Here is a 23,725-nt window from a genome sequence, read left to right on the forward strand (position 1 = left end):
ACGATCATGAGCAAGACTATCCATGGCGCTCCGCAGCCTGAAGACCAGGACGCCTCCAGGCCCGCCACGTTGCTCGACCGCAGCGACGTGCGCGTGAAGCATGCGAGCGGAATCGGCGAGAGCGTTGCGGCATTCGTCGATCGCGTGCGTTCGGGCGATCTGGGTTCACTCCCGGTCATCGCGGGGCTCGTCATCATCTGGACGGTGTTCACGAGCCTGAACCCGGTGTTTCTCTCCGCCGACAACCTCGTGAACATGCTGTTCGACTGCTCGACGGTCGGCGTGATTTCGCTTGGCATCGTCTGCGTGCTGATGCTTGGGCAGATCGATCTTTCGGTAGGCTCGATGAGCGGCTTCGCTTCGGCGCTCGTCGGCACGCTGTGGGTCAACGACGGCTGGCCGGTGCTGATCGCCATCGTCGCCGCCATTGCGGTGGGCGCGGTGATCGGCGCGCTGTATGCGCTGCTGCTCAACTGGATAGGCATGCCAAGTTTCGTCTCCACGCTCGCGGGCCTGCTCGCCATTCTCGGCATGCAACTCTACGTGCTGGGCTCGACGGGTTCGATCAATCTGCCTTACGGCTCGACGATGGTGAATTTCGGACAACTGATGGTCATACCGCCGATCGCCTCGCATGTGATTGCGCTGCTGCCCGGTATCGTGCTCCTGCTGCTCGGCATGCGCACGCGCACGCGCCGCCATGCGGCGAGGCTCTCCGCGCCTTCGGTCGCAGGCCTGCTTGGGCGCGTGGTGGCGCTGACCGTGTTCCTCGAAATCGTCGTGGCCTATCTCAACCGCGGACGTGGTGTGCCGCTTATGTTCGGCCTCTTTCTGGGGCTTGCGGTCGTCATGCAATACGCGCTCACGCGCACGCGCTGGGGCCGTTCGATGCACGCCGTGGGTGGCAATCACGAAGCCGCGCGGCGCGCGGGTATCAAGGTCGGTGCGATCTATACGAGCGCTTTCGTGCTGTGCGCAAGCCTCGCCGCGATTGGCGGCGTGCTGACCGCGGCGCGCCTCGCCTCAGCGAGCCAGCAGGCCGGCACGGGCGACGTGAACCTCAACGCCATCGCGGCGGCCGTGATCGGCGGCACGAGCCTGTTCGGCGGGCGCGGCAGCGCATGGTCGGCAGTGCTTGGCATTATCGTCATCCAGTCGATTGCGAGCGGCCTCACGCTGCTGAATCTGTCGTCGTCGCTGCGCTTCATGATTACCGGCGCCGTGCTGGCCATTGCGGTGATCGTCGATTCGCTCGCCCGTCAGTCGCGCGTTTCGCATGGCCGCGCGTAAAGCGTTGGAACCTGATTCAAGGAGAAAGTCACCCATGTCTGAATCGATCAAGGGAAAGGTCGCCGCCATTACGGGCGCGGCGTCCGGCATCGGCTTCGCGTGCGCGCGCGCGTTCGTGGACGAAGGCGCGAAAGTCGTGCTGATCGACCGAGCGCAGGACCGGCTCGCCAAATGTTGCGCGGAGCTGGGGCCCAATGCGCTGCCGCTCGCCATGGATCTGCTCAACCCTGCGGACTATGCGGCCATGCTGCCCAGGATTCTTGAACTCGCGGGCGGGCTCGACATCTTTCACGCCAATGCGGGCGCCTATGTCGGCGGTGAGGTGGCGAACGGCAATCCCGACGAGTGGGACCGCATGCTCAACCTGAACATCAACGCCGCGTTTCGCTCAGTGCATGCGGTGCTGCCGCACATGATCGCGCAGAAGACGGGCGATATCATTTTCACGAGTTCGGTGGCGGGCGTCGTGCCGGTGGTGTGGGAGCCCATTTACACGGCGTCGAAGTTCGCGGTGCAGGCCTTCGCGCACACCGTGCGCCGCCAGGTCGCGAAGCACGGCGTGCGCGTGGGCGCGGTGCTGCCGGGCCCCGTGGTCACGGCGTTGCTGGACGACTGGCCCAAGGCGAAGATGGACGAAGCGCTCGCCCAGGGCAGTCTGATGCAGCCGAAGGAAGTCGCCGATTCCGTGGTATTCATGCTCACGCGGCCGCGCAACGTCACCATTCGCGACCTCGTGATCCTGCCTAACAGTGTCGATCTGTAAATACACAGTCAACGAGCCATGACCTCAATTAACCAGGCTGGCGGCCCGCGCCATACCGTCGGCGTCGATGTGGGCACGGGCAGCGCCCGCGCCGGTATTTTCGATTCCGCTGGACGCATGGTGGCGTCGGCAAAACACGACATCACCGTGTTTCATGAGAGCGGCGCGATCGTCGAGCAATCGAGCACGCAGATATGGAATGCCGTGTGCCATGCCGTCAAGGACGCGCTGGCACAGGCGGCGATTTCGCCGGAGCGAATCGCAGGAATCGGTTTCGACGCCACCTGTTCGCTCGTCGTGCTGGGCGAGGGCGGCCAGCCGCTGCCCGTTGGGCCGTCTGAAATGGCAGAGCGCGACATCATCGTGTGGATGGACCATCGCGCCGTGGCGCAGGCCGAGCGCATCAACGCCACGGGCCACGATGTGCTGCGTTTCGTGGGCGGCAAGATCTCGCCCGAGATGGAAACGCCCAAGCTGCTTTGGCTGCTGGAAAACAGGCCCAAGGTGTTCGCCGCCGCCTGGCAGTTCTTCGACCTGACCGACTTTCTCACGTGGCGCGCCACGGGCGACCTGTCGCGTTCCACCTGCACCGTGACCTGCAAGTGGACCTATCTCGCGCACGAGCAGCGCTGGGACGAGAATTACTTTCGCACCGTGGGTCTTGGCGTGCTCGCCGACGAAGGTTTCGCGCGCATCGGTCAGAAGATAGTCGAGCCTGGCACGGCGCTCGGCAGCGGGCTCACGCCGCAGGCCGCCGCGCAGCTCGGCCTGCGCGCGGGCACGCCGGTGGCGACGGGCGTGATCGACGCGCACGCGGGCGGCATCGGCACGGTGGGCGCGCAAGGGCAGCCCGAGGCGTGTCTCGCGTATGTGTTCGGCACCTCGTCATGCACGATGACGACCACGCGCGACCCTGTGTTCGTGCCGGGCGTGTGGGGCCCGTACTACTCGGCGATGGTGCCCGAGGCGTGGCTCAACGAGGGCGGGCAATCGGTGGCGGGCGCGGCGATCGAGCGGCTCATCACGCTGCATCCGCTCGCGAGAGAAGCCGCGAGCCGCGCGGCGAGCGAAAATCAGTCGCTGCCGACGATGCTCGCCGGGCTGGCGGCGCAGGCTTCGGACGGCCTCTCTGGCGCGGTGCGCCTCGCGCACGATCAGGGGCTGCACGTCGTGCCGGAATTCCTCGGCAACCGCGCGCCGTTCGCCGATCCGCACGCGCGGGCGGTCATCGCGGGACTCGGCATGGAGACGGACATGGAGAGCCTCATCGCGCTCTATGTCGCCGGTATTTGCAGCATCGGCTATGGGTTGCGGCAGATCATCGAGGTGCAGGCCCAGGCGGGCGCGCCGATCGAGCAGGTCGTGATCAGCGGCGGTGCTGGCCGGCTCGACCTCGTGCGCCAATTGCTTGCGGACGCAACGGGTAAGCCCGTACTCGCCACTCATGCAGACGAGCCCGTCTTGTTGGGCGCGGCCATGCTGGGCGCCGTGGCGGGCGGCTTATATGAGAACGCCCGCGAGGCGATGGCCGCGATGTCGCAGATCAGCAAGGTCTACGCACCGGCCACGGGCGAGATCGCGGCGCTGCACGAGGCGCGTTACCGCGCCTTCACGCAGTTGCAGGACGTGGCGCGCGCGATCAGGTAGTCAGAGCGGTAGCGGCTCAAGCCGCCTCGCCGCTGCGCTGCGCGAGCGCGGTGGCCGCAGCCTGACTTTGCGCGAGGTGCCGCAGCAACTTCGTCACCATCAAAACGACGGTGAGCGCGAGCAGGACGAAGAACACCGCGAGCGGCGTGAGCACATGCACGGACACGAAGCCGGCCAGGCCCATCATCGCCGAGGAAACGAGCAGCAGCGCGCAGCCCAGAATCGCGCTCGTCAATCCCGCGATATGCGGGAACAGCGAATTGCCCTTCGCCATCAGCGTGGGATACATCGCGCCCGCGCACAGACCCATCACGAGCACGGGCGTGGCGAGCGTCCACACGCGCAAGCCCACCGTGAGCGCGAGCACGAGCATGACGATCGCCGCGCCCGCCATCACGCGCGCGCCCACGCGCAGCCGCTGTTCCGGGGGGGGCAGGCGCGGGCCATGCAGCCGGTTCGAGAGGCCGCCGAGGAAATACATCAAGCCGATGCCGAGTGCCAGATAGCCGAAGAACGTCGGCGGCTTATGCAAGGTGTTCTGCACCATGAACGGCCCGATGATGTTGAACACCAGCAAGATGCTGTAGCACAGGCCCTGAGCGAGAAAGCAGCTCTGGAACACGGGACTCGCGAGCACCTTTCCCGCGTTCGCGATGAGCGTGCGCGGCTCCAGATGCACCGGTTGCCGCAAGGTCTCGCGAAAGCGCCACAGCAGCGCCCACATCACCAGCGAATAGACGAGCAGGAACACGAGGCACGACTTCCAGCCGAACAGCTCCTGCAAGTGCGCGCCGATCACGGGCGCGATGATCGGCGCGAGCCCCCATGTGATCGACATATAGGTGAACGCGTGCATGAGCGCGGTGCCCACGAACGAGTCAGTGATGATGGCCTTGGCGAGCAGGTTGGTCGCGGCGATGCCGAAGCCCTGCAGGCAGCGCGCCAGCACAAACGTTTCCAGATTCGGCGCGGCCAGCGAAAGCAGGCAGCCGATCGTGTAGACGACAAGGCCGAACGCCAGCACGCGTTTGCGTCCCAGGGCGTCGGAGATCGGCCCGAAGATCAGCTGGCCGAGTGCGTACGCCGCCATATAGACCGACACACTCGACTGGATCGCTTGCGGCGAGGTCGCGAAGTAGCGCGCCATGGCAGGCAGCGCGGGCACGTAGATGTCGATGGCGAGCTGTCCGGCGGAGGCGAACAGGCAGATCAGGAACAGCAGGAAACGCGGCGAGTTCGCCGGGCGTGCGGCGATGGCTGGACGTTCGGGCAGATCGTGGGTCATGACAGCGTGAAAAGGGCGGATTCCGTTGCGGCGGCGCGGGCGCGTTCGAGCGGCGTGTTCAAAAAGCGCGTTCGAATCTCGAACAGAGTGTCCGGCGCGGCGGCGTAGGCGCGTATTGTGCCCGTTATCGCTGATTTCCGTGCGACGCCCATCGTGCGGGCACGCAGCGGGAACGGGCGGCCGCCAGGCGGCAATGGCGTGCCGGGCGCGGCGTTTGCTGGAAATGCGCATATCTCGCCCTTGATATTCGCGGAGTGCCCACATGCCCGAGAAAAGGCCGAAACCGGCCACGCGCCGCCCGACCACCGCGGAAGACTACGAAGTCTTCTGCGGCGAGCAGATCGACGGGGCGGGCCGCTACTACGGATTGCTGCGTATTCGCCGCAAGACCGACGGGCGGCTCATCTATCCGTTCGACGGCTGCCCGCGTCCGGGGCCGTGCGCCACGGGTCCGCTGGCGCGGCAACAGGCCCTCACGCTTGCCGACGAACTGATCCGCGCGGACATCGCAACGCCCGAAGGGTGATGAGGCATCGCCTGCGGGTTTTCGGGCAGGTCCTGCCTGTCCGCAGCCGTCGCACGGCTCCAGAGCCGATGAATCGAGAATTTCATTTCGCAAGAGGCCTGTTGAGTAGAAATGGATACTCCTGCGTTTGGAGAATCCGCTTAATTTTGGAACCATTTTTTAGCGTCCGACGCGTAGCATTTTCGACATTCCGTTGTGCGAGAAACGAAGATGAGCGAGAAGGGCGATTTGCGTTACTTTGACTATGCCGCGACCACCCCGGCGGACCCGCGGGTGATCGAGGCGATGTTCGGCTGTCTGGGCATGGAAGGCGACTTCGGCAATCCCGCATCAAGCTCGCATGGCGCGGGCCAGCGGGCGCGGCGGCTCGTCGAGCAGGCGCGCAAGGACGTGGCGGCGCTCATCGGCGCCGATGCCGAAGAGATCGTCTGGACTTCCGGCGCAACCGAGTCGAACAATCTCGCGCTCAAGGGCTATGCGGATCGCGCGACGCAAAAGCGCCACCTCATCACGAGCCAGCTTGAGCACAAGGCCATTCTCGATACGATGACGAGCCTCGAAGCGCGCGGCATGGCCGTCACGCGGCTCGCGCCGAACGCGCACGGCGAGATCACGGCCGAGGCCGTGGCCGCTGCGCTGAACGCCGACACCGGGCTCGTCTCGCTCATGCTGGTCAACAACGAACTGGGCACGCTTACCGACGTCGCGGCGATTGCGCGCGTGGTGCATGCCGCGGGCGCACTGCTGCACGTCGATGCGGCGCAGGCGCTCGGCAAGACGCCCATCGACGTGAGAGCGATGGGCATCGACCTTCTCTCGATGTCGGCGCACAAGGTGTACGGGCCGAAGGGCATCGGCGCCATCTATGTGAGCCGCGAGGCGTTCGAGCGCATTGCGCCGCAAATGCACGGTGGCGGCCACGAGCGCGGCTTGCGCTCGGGCACGCTGGCCACGCATCAGATCGTCGGCATGGGTGTGGCGTGCGTGATTGCGCGCGAGGCGCTGCAAAAGGACAGCGAACGCATTGCGCGTCTGGGCGGGCGCCTGCTGGCCGAGGTGCTCGCGTTGCCGGGCGTCACGCTCAACGCGGCGCGCGCGAAGCGTATTCCACACACGCTGAGCCTCACGATCGATCTGCCGGGCTTCTTCCCGTTCCTGCTGACCGGCGACCTCGCGATTTCCTCGACTTCGGCTTGCAACTCGGCTGCGGGTACGCCTTCGCATGTCCTCACGGCAATCGGGGTTAGCGAGGAAGCGGCAAACCGCACGGTGCGCTTGAGCCTCGGGCGCTTCACGAAACCGGAAGACGTCGATTTCGCGGTGGACTGCATTCGCCGCGCGGTGGCGCCGTGCCTGCCGGCCGCTGTGGCCACCGTGCCCGCTTGACCTCACCGTTCAAAGTCACGATGAGCATCGACCCTCGATGATCGTTTCACTCGTTCTCGGCGCCATGATCGGCGCGTTGCTGGGACTCACGGGCGCCGGCGGCGGCATTCTCGCCGTGCCGGCCATCGTGGTGGGAATGGGCTGGCCCATGCAGCAGGCCACGCCGGTCGCGTTGATCGCCGTGGCGAGCAGCGCGGGAATCGGCGCGCTCGAAGCCTTCAGAAAGCGCCTCGTGCGCTATCGCGCGGCGTTCTGCATGGCGCTGGCGGGCGTGCCGACCACGTGGCTCGGCGTGCGTCTCGCGCAAGCCATGCCGCAACGTCTGCTGCTCGCGCTCTTCGCCGGCGTGATGCTGTTCGTGGCCGTGCGTCTGCTGCGTCAAACCATTGGGAAAAAGCGCGCGCTGCAGGAAGCGTCGCCGCTTTGCGTGGGGCGTATCAATCCCGACACAGGACGCCTCGTCTGGTCGAAAACCACGGCGCTCGCGCTGGCGTCGACCGGCGCGTTGACGGGCCTGATGACGGGTCTGCTCGGCGTGGGCGGCGGCTTCGTCATCGTGCCCATGCTGCGCAAGCTCACGAACATTTCCATGCACGGCATCGTTGCGACGTCGCTGATGGTCATCGCGCTCGTGGGCTCTGGCGGTGTCGTGGCGACGGTGCTGCACGGCGTGCCGCTGCGGCTCGACCTCACGCTCTGGTTCAGCGTCGCGACTGTTGTCGGCATGATGCTGGGTCGTCACGTTTCGCACCGCGTCTCAGCGCGGCATACGCAGATGGGTTTCGCCGCGATCCTGGTGTGCGTGGCGTGCGGCATGCTCGCCAAGGTGGCGCTCGGTTACTGAGCCCAGCGCCTTGCGCGCGCGTGGCCCTCGACGTGCCTCAACTGGCCTCGGCGAGAAAGAGCCGGATTTCGTCGGCGAGCCAGTCGCGCACGGCGCGCACTTTGGGATCGTCGCGGCTGCCGATGCGGTAGACGAGGTCATGGCCGCGTTCGGACTCGAGACGCAAGTGCGGGAACGGCGCGACGAGTCGGCCAGCCGCGATGTCGTCCGCCACGATCACGCTGCGCCCCAGCGCCACGCCTTCGCCGCGTATCGCCGCCTCGATCGCGAGGCTCCCATGGCTGTAGGCCGTGCCGCGATCGCTGCGCACGCCGCTCAAGCCCGCCAGCGCCAGCCATTGCTCCCAGTTAGCGAGCATGCCTCCCTCGTGCAGCAAGGTGCAGCGCGCGAGGCTTTCGACCGAGGCCATGCCGCCCATCTTCGCCCGATAGTCAGCACTGCAAACTGGCGTCACGGTTTCTTCCAGAATGCGCTCGGCCAGCACGCGCGGGTAGCGCCCGCTGCCGTAGCGAATGGCGACATCGACGTCCGAGTCGTTGAGATCGACGTATTTGTCGGTCACGTCGAGGTGCACGTCCAGTTCCGGATGGCGAGCCTTGAGGCGATAGAGGCGCGGCGCGAGCCAGCGGTTCGCGAAGGACACGCTCGCGTTGATCTTCAGACGCGTGACGCTGTCGTGCGTGCGCAAGCGCTCGGACTCCTTGGTCAATTCAGCGAGCGCGCGGTTGACGGCCAGCAGGAATTCGGCGCCCGCCTCGGTCAGGACGATGCGCCGCGTGAGGCGCTGGAAGAGCGCCACGCCCAGATGGCTTTCGAGCGTCTTGATATGGCGGCTCACCGCGCCATGCGTGACGTGCAGTTCCTGCGCCGCCAGCGTCATGCTGAGGAGCCGTCCGGTGGCTTCGAAGGCGCGCAGGGTTTGCAACGGGGGAAGGCGGTCGAACATGGAGCAGGATGCGTGCGGTACGTGTGAGTTTTGCTCACGCATTATATGACGACAAATGGTTTGTCAGCCATGTTGGCGCCCTTCAATATGGGCACAAAGCCGCGGGACGTAACGTAACTCGTGTTACCCGTGCCGCGCATTCCTGAAAGTTGGCATTCTCCGCATTGCGTCGCTCATCATGGATCTTCTGCTTTTCAAGCTCGTCGTTACGCCGTTGTTGCTGTTGGCCGCCAGTCTCGCTGCTCGCCGCTGGGGCGAAGCGGTCGGCGGATTGCTCGTGGGGCTGCCGCTCACATCTGGGCCGGTCTCGGTTTTTCTCGCGCTGGAGCACGGTCCTGCGTTCGCCGCGCAAGCCACGTCGGGCTCGCTCGTCGCAACGGCGGCTCAGGCGGCGTTCTGCGTCGCCTATTGCAGGGTTGCTGCGCGTGGCTGGAAGGTGGCCCTGGCAGCGGGAGGCGCGACGTTTGCGCTCGTCGCCCTCGTGCTGCAATGGAGCGCGCTGCCGGCCCATGGTCTTTATCTCTTCGCCATTCTGGCCATCGCCCTTGCGCTGAACCTCATCCCCAACAAGCCGGCGAGAACGGCGCGGCTCGCGCCGCCGTGGTGGGATCTGCCTTCGCGCATGATGCTGATTGCCGGCCTCGTCGTGAGCGTGACGCTGATCGCGCCTTACGTCGGCCCCGAGGCGAGCGGCGTGCTCGCGTCGTTCCCGTTCATGGCGATCATCCTTGCCGTGTTCGCGCACCGCATGATCGGCCATGAAGCGGCGCAGCAACTGATGCGCGGCATGACCACGGGACTGCTGGGTTTCGCCTCGTTCTTCTTCGTGCTGAGCCTCACGCTCGGGCACTGGAACCTGCTGGCCGCTTACGGGGCGGCAATTCTCTGCGTGCTGACGATTCAGGCGATTTCCCTGTATCGCATGCGCTTGCCGACGCCGTGCCTGCACGGCAAATCCAAACCGGAAGGCAGCGCGCCGTAACGACTGGCTTGGCGTTCGGCGCGTCCGGGTGCGTTTGGTGCGCTGCACGGCAGGACAGGACAGGGGCTTCGGCGTGCGGCAACGCCTCGAAGCCTACGCTGGATGGCCTAAACTACAGGACCAGCGGATGCGGCCATTTCCGCGCCGCCGGCCCGCCATGGCGCACATCTTCTTCGCAGCCTCCATTCAGCGGCACGTCGCGACGCCCGAACGCGAGATCGACGCGCGCACGCTGCGCGAAGCGTTCGATGCCGTGTTTGCCGAGCAGCCTCGTTTGCGCGGCTATATCCTCGACGATCAGGGCGCGCTGCGAAAACATCTGGCGGTGTTCGTGGACGGCGTCCGGCTACGCGACCGGGAGCATCTGAGCGATGCGCTCGGCGAAGCGAGCCGGGTGTATGTCGTGCAGGCGCTATCGGGTGGATGACAACAGGGGCACGCGAGATGAGCGATCGATTGCTAGTCGCAACCCGCAAGGGGCTATTCGTTCTGCAAGCCGATGGAGAGGGCGGCTGGTCAATCGGCGAACCTGAATTCGTCGGCGAGCCGGTGAGCATGGTGATGCCCGACGCGCGCGACGGCTCGCTCTATGCCGCGCTCAATCTCGGCCACTTCGGCGTGAAACTGCATCGCAGGCGCGCGGGCATGGCGGATTGGGAGGAGTGCGCGGTGCCCGTGTATCCGCCACAGCCTGCCGATGACATTCAGGCCAACGAACCGGACGCATTGGGCCGTCTGCCCGCGCCGTGGTCGCTCCAGCAGATCTGGTCGCTCGAACCCGGCGGCGCGGACGAGCCGGGCGTGCTGTGGGCGGGCACGATACCGGGTGGCCTGTTCCGCTCCGCAGACGGCGGCGATACCTGGGAACTCAACCGTGCGCTGTGGGACCGCCCGGAGCGGCGCGAATGGGCAGGAGGAGGCTACGACGCGCCGGGCATCCATTCGGTGATGGTCGATCCGCGCGACAGCCGGCATGTCACGGTAGGCGTGTCGTGCGGCGGCGTCTGGCAAACGGGCGACGGCGGCGCGACCTGGCGCCTCACCGCCGAGGGCATGGAAGCCGACTACATGCCGCCCGAGCGCCGCGGCGAGCCCAACGCGCAGGACCCGCACCGCGTGGTGCAATGCGCGGCGAACCCGGATGTGCTGTGGACGCAGCATCACTGCGCGATCTTCCGTTCGACCGATGGCGCCGCGCACTGGCGGCGTATCGAAGCGCAGCCGTCGAGCTTCGGCTTCGCGGTCGTGGTACATCCGCGCGAGCCCGATACCGCGTGGTTCGTCCCGGCCCAAAAAGACCAGTACCGCGTTCCCGTGGATGGCCACTTCGTCGTCACGCGCACGCGCGACGGCGGGCGCACCTTCGAGCGCTTTTCGAACGGGTTGCCAGCCGCGCCTGCGTACGACCTCGTGTACCGGCACGGCCTCGACATCGACGACTCCGGCACGCGTCTCGCCATGGGGTCGACCACGGGCGCGCTCTGGACCTCGGACGACGGCGGCGAAAACTGGCGGCTTGTTTCGGCGCACTTGCCGCCGGTGTATTGCGTGCGGTTTGGGTGAGGGCGTGGGCTTCGCCCTCTAGGCCGCCGCCTGAAACATCGTCATGCGTTGCAAAATCCAGTCGAGCAACTCATGTGCGGCCGCGACGAGCGGCCGCCCTGACTTCACGAGCACGCGCGCCTTCGTGCCTTGAAAGAGCGCGTGATCGATCGGCACGGTCACGAGTTCGCCGGCCTGAATCTCGCGCGAAGCGGCGAACTCGCCAATCAGCGTCGCGAAGTTTTCCGTAGCGACGAAACGCTTGAGCGCGGTAAGCGAATTCGTGGTGAGCGTCGCGCGTATCTCGACGTTCTCCGCGAACGCCAGCATGTTCGCAAGATGCCCGATGCCGAACGTGCTGGGCATCAACGCGAGCGGCCACGCAAGCAGGTCGTCGATCGTGGCGGGCGTGCCCCGCAGCGCGAGCGGATGGTCGCGGCGCACCAGCAGCATGACGGGCTGCGCCGAACTCGCGCGGTATTCGATGCGCTCATGCGGCGGCGGATTGAACGCAAGCCCGATATGCGCGCGGCTTTCGGCAACCTCGTTGAGCACGTCGTCGACGGGCAGCATCGTGAGGCTCACATCGAGCTTCGGATACTGCGCGCAGAACGGCGTGATGACTTCGGCGACGAGCGCATCCACGTAGCCTTCGCTCACCGCCAGATCCACACGGCCTTGCTGGAGCCCGCGCAACGCGTGCAACTGGTCCTCGAACTTCTCCTGCTGCGCGCGATAGCCGCGCCAGAACTCCAGCAGATGCGCCGCCGCCTCGGTGGGCTTCACGCCGCGCGCCTGGCGCTCGAACAGTTGCGCGCCGAGTTCGTCCTCCAGCAGCTTGATTTGCCGCGTGATGACCGAGGGCGAGGTGTTCAGGCTGTCCGCGGCGCCGCGGATCGTGCCGTGCGTGAGCACCTCGTGGAAATAGCGCAGCCGCTGCTGATTGATCTCGCGCATCGCGCCCTCATTCGCGTGAAGGGACTGTTGCCTGAAAAAGAACGATATGTGAACTTTGTTGCTCTTGCTAGCGAAGTATGCCCTGGCCAGGATGGTATTGCGCACGACGCACACCAACAGGAGACAGGACATGGCCGCCATTCTTCCCCGCGCGAGAAGCCTTGACGCTTCCGCGCTGTACAGCAGGATCAACGCGCGATTGCTGCCGTTTCTGCTGATCTGCTATTTGTTTGCTTACCTCGACCGCGTGAATGTCGGGTTCGCCAAGCTGCAGATGCAGACCGACCTCGGCTTCTCCGATGCCGCCTATGGTGTGGGCGCGGGCATTTTCTTCATCGGCTACGTGCTGTTCGAATTGCCGAGCAACCTGTTGCTGCCCAAAATCGGCGCGCGCAAGACCTTCGGGCGGATTCTCGTGCTGTGGGGCATCACGTCGGCGTGCATGCTGTTCGTGCGCAGCGTTCCCGCGTTCTACGCCATGCGCTTTTTGCTAGGCGTGTTCGAAGCGGGTTTCGCGCCAGGCATGATCTTCTATCTCTCGCGCTGGTACGGTCCCTCGCGCATGGCACGCGCCATAGCGATGGTGTTCCTCGCCGGGCCGATTGGCGGCATTGTCGGCGGGCCCGTTTCGGCGGCCATCATGAGTATGCTGGCGGGAAAGGCGGGGCTCGCGGGCTGGCAATGGATGTTTCTCGTGGAAGGCCTGCCGTGCATCGTGCTCGGCATCGCGACGTTCTTCTATCTGCCCGACCGCCCGGCCGACGCCGCATGGCTGAGCGACGCCGAAAAGCGCCAGCTCGAAGCCGAAGTCGGCGCGCCCGAGGCGCACGCCACCTCGTTCGGCAGCGTGCTGCGCGATCGCAAGGTGTATGTGCTGGCGTTTGCGTACTTCTGCATCATTGCGTCGATATACGCCATCAGTTTCTGGCTGCCCGCCATTCTCAAGGCGCAAGGCGTGAGCAATCTCATCACGCTGGGCTGGTACACGTCGATCCCGTATGTCGCGGCGGCGGTCGCCATGCTTTATATGGGCCGACGCTCGGACCGGCTCGGCGAGCGGCGCTTTCACTGCGCGGTGCCGGCAGCGGCAGCCGCGCTGCTTTTCGCGCTGTGCTCGGCCACGGGCAATCATCTGGCGCCCACGCTTGCGCTGCTCACACTTGTCACGATGGCGCTGTGGATGGCCTACACGGTCTTCTGGGCGATTCCGCCCGAGTACATCAAGGGGCCGGCTGCGGCTGGCGGCATTGCGCTCATCAACACCATCGGGCTTTCCGGCGGATTCTGGGGGCCTGCTGCCATCGGCTGGATCAAGACGGCGGCGGGCAGCCTGCAGCCAGCGCTGCTCGCCATGGCGGGCGTGTCGCTCATTGGCGCGCTGCTGATTCTTTCAGTCAGACTCGCGAGCGAAAAGCATTGAACGCACGTTGTGCCTTCAGGCTAAGGCAGGCAATTCATTTGATCAGTCATCCTATGCAAGTGAGGTAAAGGAAAATGAAGATTCTCATCGCGGGCTTCCAGCACGAAACCAACACGTTCGCCCCGACGAAAGCCAGTTATCAAAGTTTCGTTCAGGGCGAGGGCTTTCCGCCGCTCACGCGCGGCGCCGACGTGCTCTCGCTGCGCGACGTGAACGTGCCCGCCGGCGGTTTCATCCAGGCGGCGGAGGCCGCGGGTCATACGCTCGTGCCGGTCATCTGGGCGGGGGCGAGCGCTTCCGCGCACGTGACCGAAGACGCGTTCGAGCGCATTGCCGGCGAAATCGTCGATGCCGTGCGGCGCGGCGGCTTCGACGCCATCTATCTCGACCTGCACGGCGCGATGGTCGCCGAGCATCTGGACGATGGCGAAGGCGCGCTGCTCGCGCGTGTGCGGGCCATCGTGGGTAGCGACATGCCCGTGGTGGTCTCGCTCGATTTGCACGCCAACGTGACCGAGCAGATGTTCACGCACGCCGACGCCATGGTCGCGTATCGCACCTATCCGCACGTCGACATGGCCGAAACGGGCGCGCGCGCCGCGCAGATCCTCATGCGCCTCGTAGCGGAACCCGAGCGTAGGCTCAAGCGCTACGTGCGCCGCATTCCGTTCCTGATTCCCGTGAACGGCATGTGCACGCTCGCGGAACCGGCCCGCGGCACGTACGCGCATCTCGCGCAACTGGAGGACGATTCGGTCGTCTCGCTTTCGTTCGCGCCGGGTTTCCCGGCCTCCGATTTCCCCGAATGCGGCGCGGCCGTGTGGGGTTACGGCTTCGACGAGGCCGCCGTGGTGACGGCGGTGAACGAACTGGCTTCGGCCATCGTCGAGCAGGAGCGCGACTGGGAGGTGCATTTTCTCGACCCCGACGCCGCCGTGCGCGAGGCCATGCGTCTCGCTGAGCACGCCACGCAACCGGTGGTCATCGCCGATACGCAGGACAACCCGGGCGTGGGCGGCGACTCGAACACCATGGGCCTCGTGCGCGCGCTGCTGCGCCTGGGTGCACGCGACGCGGCAGTGGGCCTGATCTGGGACCCGCAGGCGGCCGCCAAGGCGCACGAAGCGGGCGTGGGCGCGACGATCGAGCTGGCGCTCGCGGGTGGCACGGGCGTGCCCGGCGACGCGCCGCTCGCCGGGCGCTTCGTTGTGGAGCATCTCGCCGATGGGCGCGTGCGCTTCGACGGCCCGATGATGAACGGCATGTGGACCGAGATCGGGCCGGTGGCGTGCCTGCGCATCGACGGCGTGAGGATCGCGGTCAGCTCGGTGAAGATGCAGATATTCGACCGCAATCTGTATCGGGCGGCCGGTATCGAGCCGGAGCGCATGAAGATTCTCGTCAACAAGAGTTCGGTCCACTATCGCGCCGATTTCGACGCAATTGCCGCGGCGCATCTCGTGGCGAAGTCGCCTGGCCCCATGGCCGCCGACCCTGCCGATTTGCCGTGGCAGCGCATCGATACGCGCTTGCGTCTGCGCCCGAACGGCGTGTCGTTGAGTGAGATGCGGGCGTAGTGCGGCAGTAGAGCGGGGTTTTCGTATCGTTGTGTATCCACTGCGGCAATGGACAAGGAGGCTTGCAAAAGCAGGGGTTCGTGGAAACAAGCGGGATACGTGCGGGAGTTCAAATACAGCCATGCCAGTCAGCGACGTCGCGAGGCGGAGATCGAAAAGACTGGACGCACGAGCCGCGCAATCGTGGCCCGAACCAACTCATTGCTTACAGGTGGACACCATGAAACTCATCAAGTCGCTGATCGTTGCCGCTGTTGTCGCTGTTCCCGTCGTCTCTTTCGCGCAGTCCGCCGAGCCGCTCACGCGCGCTCAGGTCCGCGCCGAGCTGGTGCAGCTCGAAAAGGTCGGCTACAACCCGGCCGCTGACTACAACGACTATCCGCAGCACATCGAGGCGGCCGAAGCGAAGGTCAGTGCGCAGAACGGCGCGGTGGCATCGGCGTTCGGCGGCGTGGCGAATGGTTCGTCGGCAGCGGGGGCGCCTTCGGTTTCGCGGGAGCACGGCATTCCCGGCTTTGGTTCGGCCTATGCGCATCATTGATGGGTGATCGATGGTGCGAGTACAAGGGCGGCCCGCTTCGAGCGGGCCGTTGCACATGGTGCGACTTGCCTCGTTCGTCGTCCCGGCCTAACCTTTGCCGAATGTGACGACCCCGCGACCACCCCGAGCCCAGCATGCAAATCCATCCCGTACGGCTGTCTCCCGGCGACGACCTGCGCGTCGCGGTCGAAGGCTTGCTCAGCGAGCACGCCTCGCATGCGGCGTTCGTCATCCAGGGCATCGGCAGCTTGAGCGTCGCGCAGTTGCGATTCGCGGGAGCCGAAGCGCCGACCGAATTGCGCGGCGACCTCGAAATCCTCACGCTCGCGGGCTCCGTGTCTCCCGATGGCGCCCACCTGCATATGTCCGTATCCGACGCGCAAGGCCGTGTGTCCGGCGGCCATGTCGCGCGCGGCTGCATAGTTCGCACCACGGCCGAACTGCTGCTGGTGCTGCTGCCGGGCCATCGCTTCTCGCGCGAACTCGATTCCTCGACCGGATACTCGGAACTGCAGATCCGCAACGCGCCAGAGTAATCCGCTTCTAATCCGTTCGCGCCGCCATTCGAGCCGCGCCACGCACCGTCACAAAACTTAAAAGCAGCTTCGCTATGCTTCGGCGTTGCCTTGCCGCTGCGTATGCATGTTACATGCGCTGCGTGCGAGGCCCCGCTCGGGCCGCTCCTCGAGCCGTTGTTGTGCCTCTATCTGGACGGAGACTTCGATGACGGTCGAATCCGCGCCGGCGCGCTTGCCAATGCAAAGTGCGTCGCGCAAACGTTTGAGCCTGAGCGCTGCATCCGCGTCGATGAGTGCCCCCGCCATGCAGCTTGCATGCGCCGCCGCGCTTTGTACGCTTGGCGCTTGCAGCGCACGCGACGGCGACACGCGCGCCGCGCTCACCACGAACGCCGCACGCGCACTCGCCCAAGGGCAGCCAGGCAGCCGTCCACAGAGTCCGCCGCTTGCCAACGCGTTCACGCTGGCGTCGGGCACGGCCGCATCGAATCTCCCAGATAGTGCAAACAGTGCGGCTAACGTCGGCGCGGCATTGCCCGCGAATGCCGTGCGCTCGCCGGCCGGGCCGCCTGCCGGCGGGAGCGCACAAGACGCGCAGGCCGCGCAAATCGAACCGCTTGTCACACCCGTCATCCACACCGCCGATTGACGTACCCGGCCGCGCGGCCTTGCCGCCTGCCGCCCGTCAAGGCGGCGTGCCGTGCGTGCCTTTCTCAACCTGAAGATGGAAACCACAAGATGACATCGAGAAGCCGCCGTGACTTTCTCCGCACCGCCGCGATGAGCGCCGGTTCGGCCACCGCTCTGACGATGCTGCCGCAGGGCATCCGCAACGCGCTCGCGATTCCCGCGAACAATCGCACGGGGAGCATCCGCGATGTCGAGCACATCGTGATCCTCATGCAGGAGAACCGTTCGTTCGACCATTACTTCGGCACGCTGCGCGGCGTGCGCGGCTACGGCGACACGCGCGCGATCACGCTGCCCAACGGCAAGCCCGTATGGAACCAGCAGCTCGCAGCCGGTGTGGGCGAAGTGCTGCCGTTCCACCCCACGGCGGCCAACCTGGGCCTGCAGTTCCTTCAGGATCTGCCGCACGACTGGCCCACCACGCACGCGGCATGGAACGGCGGCCGCTACGACCAGTGGGTGCCCGCCAAGGGCACGACGACGATGGCGTACCTCACGCGCGACGACATCCCGTTCCACTATCAACTCGCCGACGCCTTCACGATCTGCGACGCGTACCACTGCTCAACGCTGACCTCGACCGACCCGAACCGCTACTACATGTGGACGGGCTGGGTGGGCAACGACGGCAGCGGCGGCGGCCCAGTGGTCGACAACGCGGAAGCCGGCTACGGCTGGTCCACATATCCCGAGGTGCTGCAAAACGCGGGCATTACGTGGAAGATCTACCAGGACATTGGCGAAGGCCTCGACGCCAAAGGCTCATGGGGCTGGACGGGCGACAACCCGTACATCGGCAACTACGGCGACAACTCGCTGCTGTACTTCCATCAGTACCAGAACGCGCAGCCCGGCAATCCGCTCTACGACCGCGCTCGCACGGGCACGAACGTGCTCGGCGGCGGCGGCTATTTCGATGTGCTGAAGCAGGACGTGGCGAACAACGCACTGCCGCAGGTCTCGTGGATCGTGGCGCCGGAAGCGTATTCCGAACATCCGAACTGGCCCGCGAACTATGGCGCATGGTACGTCGACCAGGTGCTGCAAATTCTCACGTCGAACCCGGACCTGTGGAGCAAGACCGTGCTGCTCGTGAATTACGACGAGAACGACGGCTTCTTCGATCACCTCGCGCCCCCGTTCCCGCCGGCCTCGAGCGCGAACGGCCTCTCGACCGTCGACACCACCAACGAGATTTTCCCGGGCAGCAGCACGTACGCTGCGGGCCCGTATGGCCTTGGGCCGCGCGTGCCGATGCTCGTGGTCTCGCCGTGGTCGCGCGGCGGATGGGTGTGCTCGGAAACGTTCGACCATACGTCCGTGATCCGCTTCATCGAGAAGCGCTTCGGTCTGCAGCACGATTTGCGCGAGCCGAACATCACGCCGTGGCGCCGTACCGTGTGCGGCGACCTCACGTCGGCATTCAACTTCGCCACGCCTAACGCGGCGATTCCCACGCTGCCTCCCACGACGGGCTATGCGCCGCCCGACAAGATCCGTCATCCCAGCTACGTGCCGGTCCCGCCCGTCGTGGGCAGCGTGCCGAAGCAGGAGGCGGGCGTGCGCAATGCGCGCGCGCTGCCGTATGAGTTGTTCGTGCGCTTCGATGCGAATGCAGGCTCGGGCGACGTCGGCGCGCGCTTCGTCAATTCGGGCCGCGCCGGCGCGGTGTTCCTCGTCTACACGGCGGGCAGCACGGATGCGCCGCGCACCTATACGGTCGAAGCCGGCAAGCATCTGCAGGACAAGCTCGCGATTGGCGCCACTGGTGCGTACGACTTCAGCGTGCATGGACCGAACGGTTTTCTGCGCCGTTTCGCGGGCACTCAGGTCAAATCGGGCTGGTTCGGCGGCAACGAAACGGCGCGCCCTGAAGTGACCGAGGGCTACGACGTGGCGAATGGCAACCTGCAACTGCGTCTCGAGAACAGGGGCGGCGCGCGTTGCCAGTTCACGATCGTCAACGCGTATGACCCGAGCGCGAAGATCCAGCGCACCGTGCGCGGCGGCGACACCGAGCAGCTCTATCTCGACCTGCGCAACGCGTACGGCTGGTACGACCTGACGATCACGGTCGATAGCGATTCGACCTTCGTGCGCCGCATTGCGGGCCACGTCGAAACGGGGCGCCCGAGCTATAGCGATCCCGCGCTCGGCGCTTGATGCGGCCTAAGGAGTAAGGTGAGCCACGGCTTTCGCTAGCCGTGGCTTTTTTTGTTTACCGCGCAATCATGCAGGGGCGCCACTAGCGCCAGCGCGGAGGCGGCGGTCCCCAGCCTGGATGGCGGACGTGTCTCGGACCCCTGAAGTGCGGAGGATGGTGCCACGGAGAAAAGCCGTGGCGCGAATACACGACAGGCGGCGGCCACATGGGCGCGGGATGCATGAAGAGCACGGGCGGCGGCGGCGCGTAGAACGCCCCCGGAATACCGATGCCCACGCCCACATTGACGTTCACGCGCGCCTGTGCGGTTTGCATCGCGCACAGCGTTGCCGCGATACAAAGGAATGCAAACTTCGACACACGGAGTTTCATCGTCGATCCTCCGTCGCAAGCGCGTGGCCGGCGCTCGCGGCTGGTTATTTCGTGTGCGCTTCAGCGGGCCGGAAAGCGGCGTCCGCAAGTTTCTTCTGCGAATCGGGCATATCCGCGTAAAGCGCCGAGAAGGCATCGAGCATCGCTTTGCTGCCATCGGCATTCGCCTGGGCGATCTCGTTCCACGATTGAAGGTTCTCCACCGCGGTTTGCTGCTGCGCGTTGTCGTGCCGCTGCTGGATCAGGTCGTCGACCGTTTTGGCGTTATTACGCATGACGTCGGCCACTTTCGCCCACTTGTCCTCTTCGGCGGGAGTAATCTTCAGTTCGGCATGCAATTCTTTCACGCGGTCGTCGACGGTTTCAGCATGATGCTGATGCGACGACGCAGCCGGAGCGCTGGCCTGCGCCCAGCATGTAGAAGCGCCGAGCAGGGCTAGTGCAAGCAGGACAGGTTTCATTGTCAGTCCTCGCGAAAAGCGTTCGCCGGTATTTGCCGGCGACCCGGAACAAACGTTTTGATCATAGCAGCGCAAGCAAACAATTCAATTTTGGCGGCCTGTCTGTAACAGGGAATAGGGCACGATTCCCGAAAGCACCACGCTTCACTCGTAGAACAGCATCGTCTGGATTCGCCGCGCGGCGAATCATTCTGGCGATAGAAGGAGGCAACGTGGCGAATCGAATGGCAACTTGCAGGGAATCCGCTTTCCGCTCCGAACAGGGCGTGCGGCCGCCATGGGGGCGGCTGGCGTGCCTGGCGCTGGCCGCGGCCACGCTCGCGGGCTACGTGCCGGCGAGCGACGCTGCTGTGTCCATCATGCGGCCTCCGCGCGAAGCCAGGTCCGACGAGCCGCTCGTGGTGACGATTGTCTATACCGGCGACGCGCCCTCGGGTACCTCGGTCGATGTGCCACGCACGTTGAGCATTACGCTCACCAACGGCGAGCAGTTGCCAAGAGCCGTGCTGCTCACACGCGATTCCGGCGCGCCCGAGCACGTGCGGCTCGCGGCCGGCGAAATGAAGGCGGTGAGCTATAGCGCGCCGTGGCCCGAGTGGGCGCGCGGCGCCGTGAGAGTGGACGTGCCAGGCGTGGACGTTTCGCCTTCGGTGGTGCTGCTCACGCGCAAGCCACGCGAGGCGACGGCGAATGCGGCCACGCCGGCACCGGCGCCAGCGGCGGCAGCGGTTGCGCCCGCATCCACCCCGCTCGCAATCGTGCCAGCCGAAGGGCCGATGGCGGGCAACGAATCGCTCGCCGCGCAAATGCCGCCCTCGACGGTGAAGCCTTCGAATTCGCTCATGCCTGATTTGACCACCGTTATCCTGGGCCGCTTTTCGTTCTACCAACCGAATTATTTCGCGGACGGCTTTGCCTCGAACGACTCCGATCTCGCGAAATTCCAGGTCAGTTTCAAATTCCGCTTAGTGATGCCGGACGATCCACGCTCGCGAGGTTTCGTCGACAACCTTTATTTCGCGTACACGCAAACCTCTCTGTGGGACATCAACGAGTATTCCGCGCCGTTCCGCGATACGAGCTACATGCCGGCACTCTTCTACTACCTCGAGGACACCGGCTGGCGGTCGAAGTGGTTCACGCGCATGGGGATCGAGGCGGGCTACGAGCACGATTCGAACGGAGAAGACGGACCGGAGTCGCGCGGCCTCGATTATTTTTACGTGAAGCCGATCTGGGACTTCGGCGACATCAATGCGAACCACCTGACCATCGCACCGAAGATCTATGGGTACACGCACATTGCAGGGGAGAACTCGAATATTGCCGACTATCGCGGCTACGTCGATTTGCTGATCAAATACGGCAGCCCGGATGGCTGGCAACTCGCAACTACGCTGAGAAAGGGCACGAAATCGTGGTATGGCAGCGTCGATGCGCAATTCACATACCCGCTTGCCAAACTGTTCGGCAACGCCTGGGGCGGCTACTTCTGGGTCGGCTATTTCAACGGCTATGGCGAGGATCTTCTCGATTACAACCAGCACCGCTGGGCTGCACGCATGGGTTTCGCCTTGTCGCGTTGATTGAACGTGCGGATGTTATGAAACGCCTGTACTCACACGTGGCTCAGGCAATGGACTGACCCACCACGAACCGGTGGCCATCCGGCGTCGCCACAGTGCATTCGCGCATGCCGTACGGACGATCGACCGGAGGCTGCAGGACGATGGCCCCTTTCCGCGCGAATTCGTCGTGCAGCGCGTTCACGTCGTCGACTTCCAGATAGCCGAAATAGCTGTGATCGCCCGTGGCCACTGGGGGCAACGCATCGGGGCAATGGCCGAGCATGATCCGTACGTCGCCCCTCGCGACGATGCGCCAGTCGGTCGCATCGGCCCAATCCACGCGAAAGCCGAGCACGTCGCGAAAGTACGCGGTATTGCGATCGAGGTCCTGAACTGCAAGGACAAATGCGAAGGGCCGTAGCGTGTTCGTGTCGGACATGAGCGATCTTTCCCCACAGGGATTCGATGAGAGTGGCGTGAGTATGACGCACGCAGCGGGCACCGTGTTTGCTCGCTGCACAAGCAACGCGCCAACCACAGCCGGGGCTAGCCAGTCGCAACGCTGCTCGCGCGCACATCGGAGGAATGACCATGAACGACGAACGGGAAGAGCGCATCCGGCGACGCGCCTATCAACTCTGGGAAGACGACGGCGCGCCCGAAGGCCGGGCGGACGAATACTGGAGCCGCGCCGAAAAGCAGATTGCCGCCGAATACGATGTAGAGGGAGATACGCCGAATATCGCCAGCGATCAGGCCGGCAAGCGCCGGCTTGCCGGCGACCCCCTGCAGGAAAGCGACGTCATGCCGCCGAACGAACTGGCGCGGGACAAGCGGCGCGGTGGAATGTGAAAACGCGAATGCGCCGCGCTTCAGACCATAGCGGCGAACTTTTCACGCATCAGTGATGCGCGAAAAGATCGTTGCGACCCTCGTGTGACATGAGTGCGGCATGGCGCGAGGTTTGCGCGACAGATGCGTTCGAAGTGCCCGAACTTCCCATTCCATAGCCGGTGTCATCGGGGCGTTGTGGGCTGGCGAGCTGCGGGTTTGTCGGTTGCTGCATCTGTGTGGCCTGTGAGGGAGGTTCGGCATTATGCGCGAAGGCGGCGGGGGACAAAACAACGCCGAGCGAGACAATTGCGGTAGCAAGCATACGTTTCATGACACTGACTCCATATATTGAAAATAGATTCGGATTACTGAAGAAATGGGCAAGATTTGCAAAACTGCTTGTGCAAGCGCTCATTCGACATTGCGCCGTCCGAGTTCCACGACGCATGTCCTCAGACTACGTAGCCAACCTTAGAGCTTGCTTATGCGCAAGCGATGACGCGCGTTTTGCGCGTAATTGGCGGTGGTTAAGGTTTAGTTAAGCAACGGCAGCCTATAGTCCAGGGCTATATCGTTCCGCCCCTCATGCGGCGCAAGGAGAGGAGTATTCATGTCTACCACCACTCGAAGTTTCATCGAAGATGCGGTGAGCAAGGTCCCAGCCGTGACGTTAGGCTTCTGGATCATCAAGGTTGCTTGCACCACGCTCGGCGAAACCGGCGGCGACTGGGTGACGATGTCACTGAATCTGGGCTATCTGGTTGGCACGCTCATTTTCTTCGCGTGCTTCGTCGTGCTGGTGTCGGCGCAGATCCGTGCACAGCGCTTCTACCCGTGGCTCTATTGGGCGACCATTGTCGCCACGACCACGCTCGGCACGACGCTTGCCGACTTTTTCGACCGTTCGCTCGGCGTGGGCTATCCCGGCGGCGTGTCGATCATTCTGCTGCTGCTCGTGGCCAGCCTCGCGATCTGGTATCGCGTAGAAGGCACGGTTTCGATCGAGAGCGTCGCGACGCCGCGCGTCGAGTGGTTTTACTGGACTACCATCCTGTTTTCGCAAACGCTCGGCACGGCGCTGGGCGACTGGGTGGCGGGCGAGGACCGTGGCGGCCTTGGCGTGGGCTACGAAGTCGGCGCCGCGATCTTTGGCGCGAGCCTCGTTATCGTGGGCCTGCTGTGGTTGTGGCCGCGCGTGTCGCGCACGGCGCTGTTCTGGTTCGCGTTCGTGCTCACGCGTCCGCTCGGCGCGACGCTCGGCGATCTGCTCGACAAGCCAGTGGCCGATGGCGGCCTGCACTTCAGCCGGTTGTATGCATCCGTGCTGCTGATGATTTTTATCGTCGGCTGCATCGTGGTGCTGCCGCAGCGTGCCGCGCGCCGGGCGTATGACGCGTAGCGCGCATCACTGC

The 23,725-nt window shown here is 65.0% G+C and carries 24 protein-coding genes and 1 pseudogene; 18 read left to right on the forward strand and 7 right to left on the reverse strand.

Translation table 11 applies throughout. From position 1 onward, the window contains the following. Positions 1–6 precede the first annotated feature (6 nt). The 3 genes from L0U83_RS33505 to L0U83_RS33515 are packed head-to-tail and all read left to right on the forward strand — an operon-like array spanning position 7 to position 3,700. Positions 7–1,290 (forward strand): sugar ABC transporter permease, encoded by a 1,284-nt coding sequence (locus L0U83_RS33505; protein WP_233888453.1) that lies wholly within the window; start codon positions 7–9, stop codon positions 1,288–1,290. A 34-nt stretch (positions 1,291–1,324) separates the two neighbouring features. Further along, positions 1,325–2,053, forward strand: a complete 729-nt coding sequence (locus L0U83_RS33510) for an SDR family oxidoreductase (RefSeq protein WP_233888454.1) — start codon at positions 1,325–1,327, stop codon at positions 2,051–2,053. Positions 2,054–2,071: 18 nt separating this feature from the next. Then, the gene (locus tag L0U83_RS33515; protein WP_233888455.1) at positions 2,072–3,700 is read left to right on the forward strand and encodes an FGGY-family carbohydrate kinase; all 1,629 of its coding nucleotides are present in this window, start codon (positions 2,072–2,074) and stop codon (positions 3,698–3,700) included. 16 nt (positions 3,701–3,716) lie between these two features. Here the strand turns inward: L0U83_RS33515 and L0U83_RS33520 are convergent, their stop codons facing one another. Continuing rightward, entirely contained in the window at positions 3,717–4,985 is a 1,269-nt protein-coding gene (locus L0U83_RS33520; RefSeq protein WP_233888456.1) for a multidrug effflux MFS transporter, read from the reverse strand. 262 nt (positions 4,986–5,247) lie between these two features. Here L0U83_RS33520 and L0U83_RS33525 point away from each other — a divergent pair, with 262 nt between their 5' ends. The 3 genes and pseudogenes from L0U83_RS33525 to L0U83_RS33535 all read left to right on the forward strand — a co-directional run bounded on the left by L0U83_RS33525 (position 5,248) and on the right by L0U83_RS33535 (position 7,741). Beyond that, positions 5,248–5,511, forward strand: coding sequence for a DUF6723 family protein (locus tag L0U83_RS33525; RefSeq protein ID WP_233888457.1), 264 nt, complete (start codon positions 5,248–5,250; stop codon positions 5,509–5,511). 210 nt (positions 5,512–5,721) lie between these two features. Further along, positions 5,722–6,876: pseudogene (locus tag L0U83_RS33530) on the forward strand (cysteine desulfurase family protein); the annotation flags it as partial. Positions 6,877–6,934: 58 nt separating this feature from the next. Then, positions 6,935–7,741 (forward strand): sulfite exporter TauE/SafE family protein, encoded by an 807-nt coding sequence (locus L0U83_RS33535; protein WP_233888458.1) that lies wholly within the window; start codon positions 6,935–6,937, stop codon positions 7,739–7,741. A 37-nt stretch (positions 7,742–7,778) separates the two neighbouring features. On the opposite strand, the gene gcvA is transcribed toward L0U83_RS33535, so the two are convergent. Next, complete coding sequence (gcvA, locus tag L0U83_RS33540; RefSeq protein ID WP_233888459.1) at positions 7,779–8,687, reverse strand: transcriptional regulator GcvA; 909 nt, start codon at positions 8,685–8,687, stop codon at positions 7,779–7,781. Positions 8,688–8,865: 178 nt separating this feature from the next. Between gcvA and L0U83_RS33545 the strand changes: the two genes are divergently transcribed. The 3 genes from L0U83_RS33545 to L0U83_RS33555 all read left to right on the forward strand — a co-directional run bounded on the left by L0U83_RS33545 (position 8,866) and on the right by L0U83_RS33555 (position 11,232). After that, positions 8,866–9,669, forward strand: a complete 804-nt coding sequence (locus tag L0U83_RS33545; protein ID WP_233888460.1) for a hypothetical protein — start codon at positions 8,866–8,868, stop codon at positions 9,667–9,669. A 157-nt stretch (positions 9,670–9,826) separates the two neighbouring features. Continuing rightward, positions 9,827–10,096 (forward strand): MoaD/ThiS family protein, encoded by a 270-nt coding sequence (locus L0U83_RS33550; RefSeq protein WP_201698871.1) that lies wholly within the window; start codon positions 9,827–9,829, stop codon positions 10,094–10,096. A 17-nt stretch (positions 10,097–10,113) separates the two neighbouring features. Beyond that, on the forward strand, positions 10,114–11,232 hold the full coding sequence (locus tag L0U83_RS33555; protein ID WP_233888461.1) for a WD40/YVTN/BNR-like repeat-containing protein: 1,119 nt from the start codon (positions 10,114–10,116) through the stop codon (positions 11,230–11,232). An 18-nt stretch (positions 11,233–11,250) separates the two neighbouring features. Here the strand turns inward: L0U83_RS33555 and L0U83_RS33560 are convergent, their stop codons facing one another. After that, positions 11,251–12,168 (reverse strand): LysR family transcriptional regulator, encoded by a 918-nt coding sequence (locus L0U83_RS33560; RefSeq protein ID WP_233888462.1) that lies wholly within the window; start codon positions 12,166–12,168, stop codon positions 11,251–11,253. Positions 12,169–12,298: 130 nt separating this feature from the next. On the opposite strand from L0U83_RS33560, the gene L0U83_RS33565 reads away from it, so the two are divergent. The 6 genes from L0U83_RS33565 (at position 12,299) to L0U83_RS33590 (ending at position 19,077) form a co-directional block, all read left to right on the forward strand. Next, a complete protein-coding gene (locus tag L0U83_RS33565; protein ID WP_233888463.1) occupies positions 12,299–13,588 on the forward strand; it encodes an MFS transporter in 1,290 nt (429 codons plus the stop codon). A gap of 74 nt (positions 13,589–13,662) precedes the next feature. Next, positions 13,663–15,165: a M81 family metallopeptidase gene (locus L0U83_RS33570; protein WP_233888464.1), complete on the forward strand. Its 1,503-nt coding sequence runs from the start codon at positions 13,663–13,665 to the stop codon at positions 15,163–15,165. A 220-nt stretch (positions 15,166–15,385) separates the two neighbouring features. Continuing rightward, on the forward strand, positions 15,386–15,706 hold the full coding sequence (locus tag L0U83_RS33575; protein WP_233888465.1) for a DUF4148 domain-containing protein: 321 nt from the start codon (positions 15,386–15,388) through the stop codon (positions 15,704–15,706). 134 nt (positions 15,707–15,840) lie between these two features. Continuing rightward, positions 15,841–16,242, forward strand: coding sequence for a PPC domain-containing DNA-binding protein (locus L0U83_RS33580; protein ID WP_233888466.1), 402 nt, complete (start codon positions 15,841–15,843; stop codon positions 16,240–16,242). Positions 16,243–16,429: 187 nt separating this feature from the next. Beyond that, positions 16,430–16,873 (forward strand): TrbL/VirB6 family protein, encoded by a 444-nt coding sequence (locus tag L0U83_RS33585; RefSeq protein ID WP_233888467.1) that lies wholly within the window; start codon positions 16,430–16,432, stop codon positions 16,871–16,873. Between the two features lie 89 nt (positions 16,874–16,962). After that, on the forward strand, positions 16,963–19,077 hold the full coding sequence (locus tag L0U83_RS33590) for a phosphocholine-specific phospholipase C (protein ID WP_233888468.1): 2,115 nt from the start codon (positions 16,963–16,965) through the stop codon (positions 19,075–19,077). Positions 19,078–19,159: 82 nt separating this feature from the next. Here L0U83_RS33590 and L0U83_RS33595 read toward each other — a convergent pair whose 3' ends face one another. Both L0U83_RS33595 and L0U83_RS33600 read right to left on the reverse strand, forming a co-directional pair. Next, positions 19,160–19,450, reverse strand: a complete 291-nt coding sequence (locus tag L0U83_RS33595) for a hypothetical protein (protein ID WP_233888469.1) — start codon at positions 19,448–19,450, stop codon at positions 19,160–19,162. Positions 19,451–19,494: 44 nt separating this feature from the next. Beyond that, positions 19,495–19,986 (reverse strand): Spy/CpxP family protein refolding chaperone, encoded by a 492-nt coding sequence (locus L0U83_RS33600; RefSeq protein ID WP_233888470.1) that lies wholly within the window; start codon positions 19,984–19,986, stop codon positions 19,495–19,497. A gap of 149 nt (positions 19,987–20,135) precedes the next feature. On the opposite strand from L0U83_RS33600, the gene L0U83_RS33605 reads away from it, so the two are divergent. Then, positions 20,136–21,497, forward strand: a complete 1,362-nt coding sequence (locus L0U83_RS33605) for a phospholipase A (RefSeq protein WP_233888471.1) — start codon at positions 20,136–20,138, stop codon at positions 21,495–21,497. Positions 21,498–21,540: 43 nt separating this feature from the next. Here the strand turns inward: L0U83_RS33605 and L0U83_RS33610 are convergent, their stop codons facing one another. After that, positions 21,541–21,918: a VOC family protein gene (locus tag L0U83_RS33610; protein ID WP_233888472.1), complete on the reverse strand. Its 378-nt coding sequence runs from the start codon at positions 21,916–21,918 to the stop codon at positions 21,541–21,543. Between the two features lie 152 nt (positions 21,919–22,070). Here L0U83_RS33610 and L0U83_RS33615 point away from each other — a divergent pair, with 152 nt between their 5' ends. Then, the gene (locus tag L0U83_RS33615) at positions 22,071–22,331 is read left to right on the forward strand and encodes a DUF2934 domain-containing protein (protein ID WP_233888473.1); all 261 of its coding nucleotides are present in this window, start codon (positions 22,071–22,073) and stop codon (positions 22,329–22,331) included. Positions 22,332–22,380: 49 nt separating this feature from the next. Here the strand turns inward: L0U83_RS33615 and L0U83_RS33620 are convergent, their stop codons facing one another. Then, a complete protein-coding gene (locus L0U83_RS33620; RefSeq protein WP_233888474.1) occupies positions 22,381–22,644 on the reverse strand; it encodes a hypothetical protein in 264 nt (87 codons plus the stop codon). A gap of 279 nt (positions 22,645–22,923) precedes the next feature. On the opposite strand from L0U83_RS33620, the gene L0U83_RS33625 reads away from it, so the two are divergent. Further along, positions 22,924–23,712: a COG4705 family protein gene (locus L0U83_RS33625; RefSeq protein ID WP_233888475.1), complete on the forward strand. Its 789-nt coding sequence runs from the start codon at positions 22,924–22,926 to the stop codon at positions 23,710–23,712. The last annotated feature ends 13 nt before the right edge of the window (positions 23,713–23,725 follow it).

This window comes from Paraburkholderia flagellata (genome assembly GCF_021390645.1).
Lineage (GTDB): Bacteria > Pseudomonadota > Gammaproteobacteria > Burkholderiales > Burkholderiaceae > Paraburkholderia > Paraburkholderia flagellata.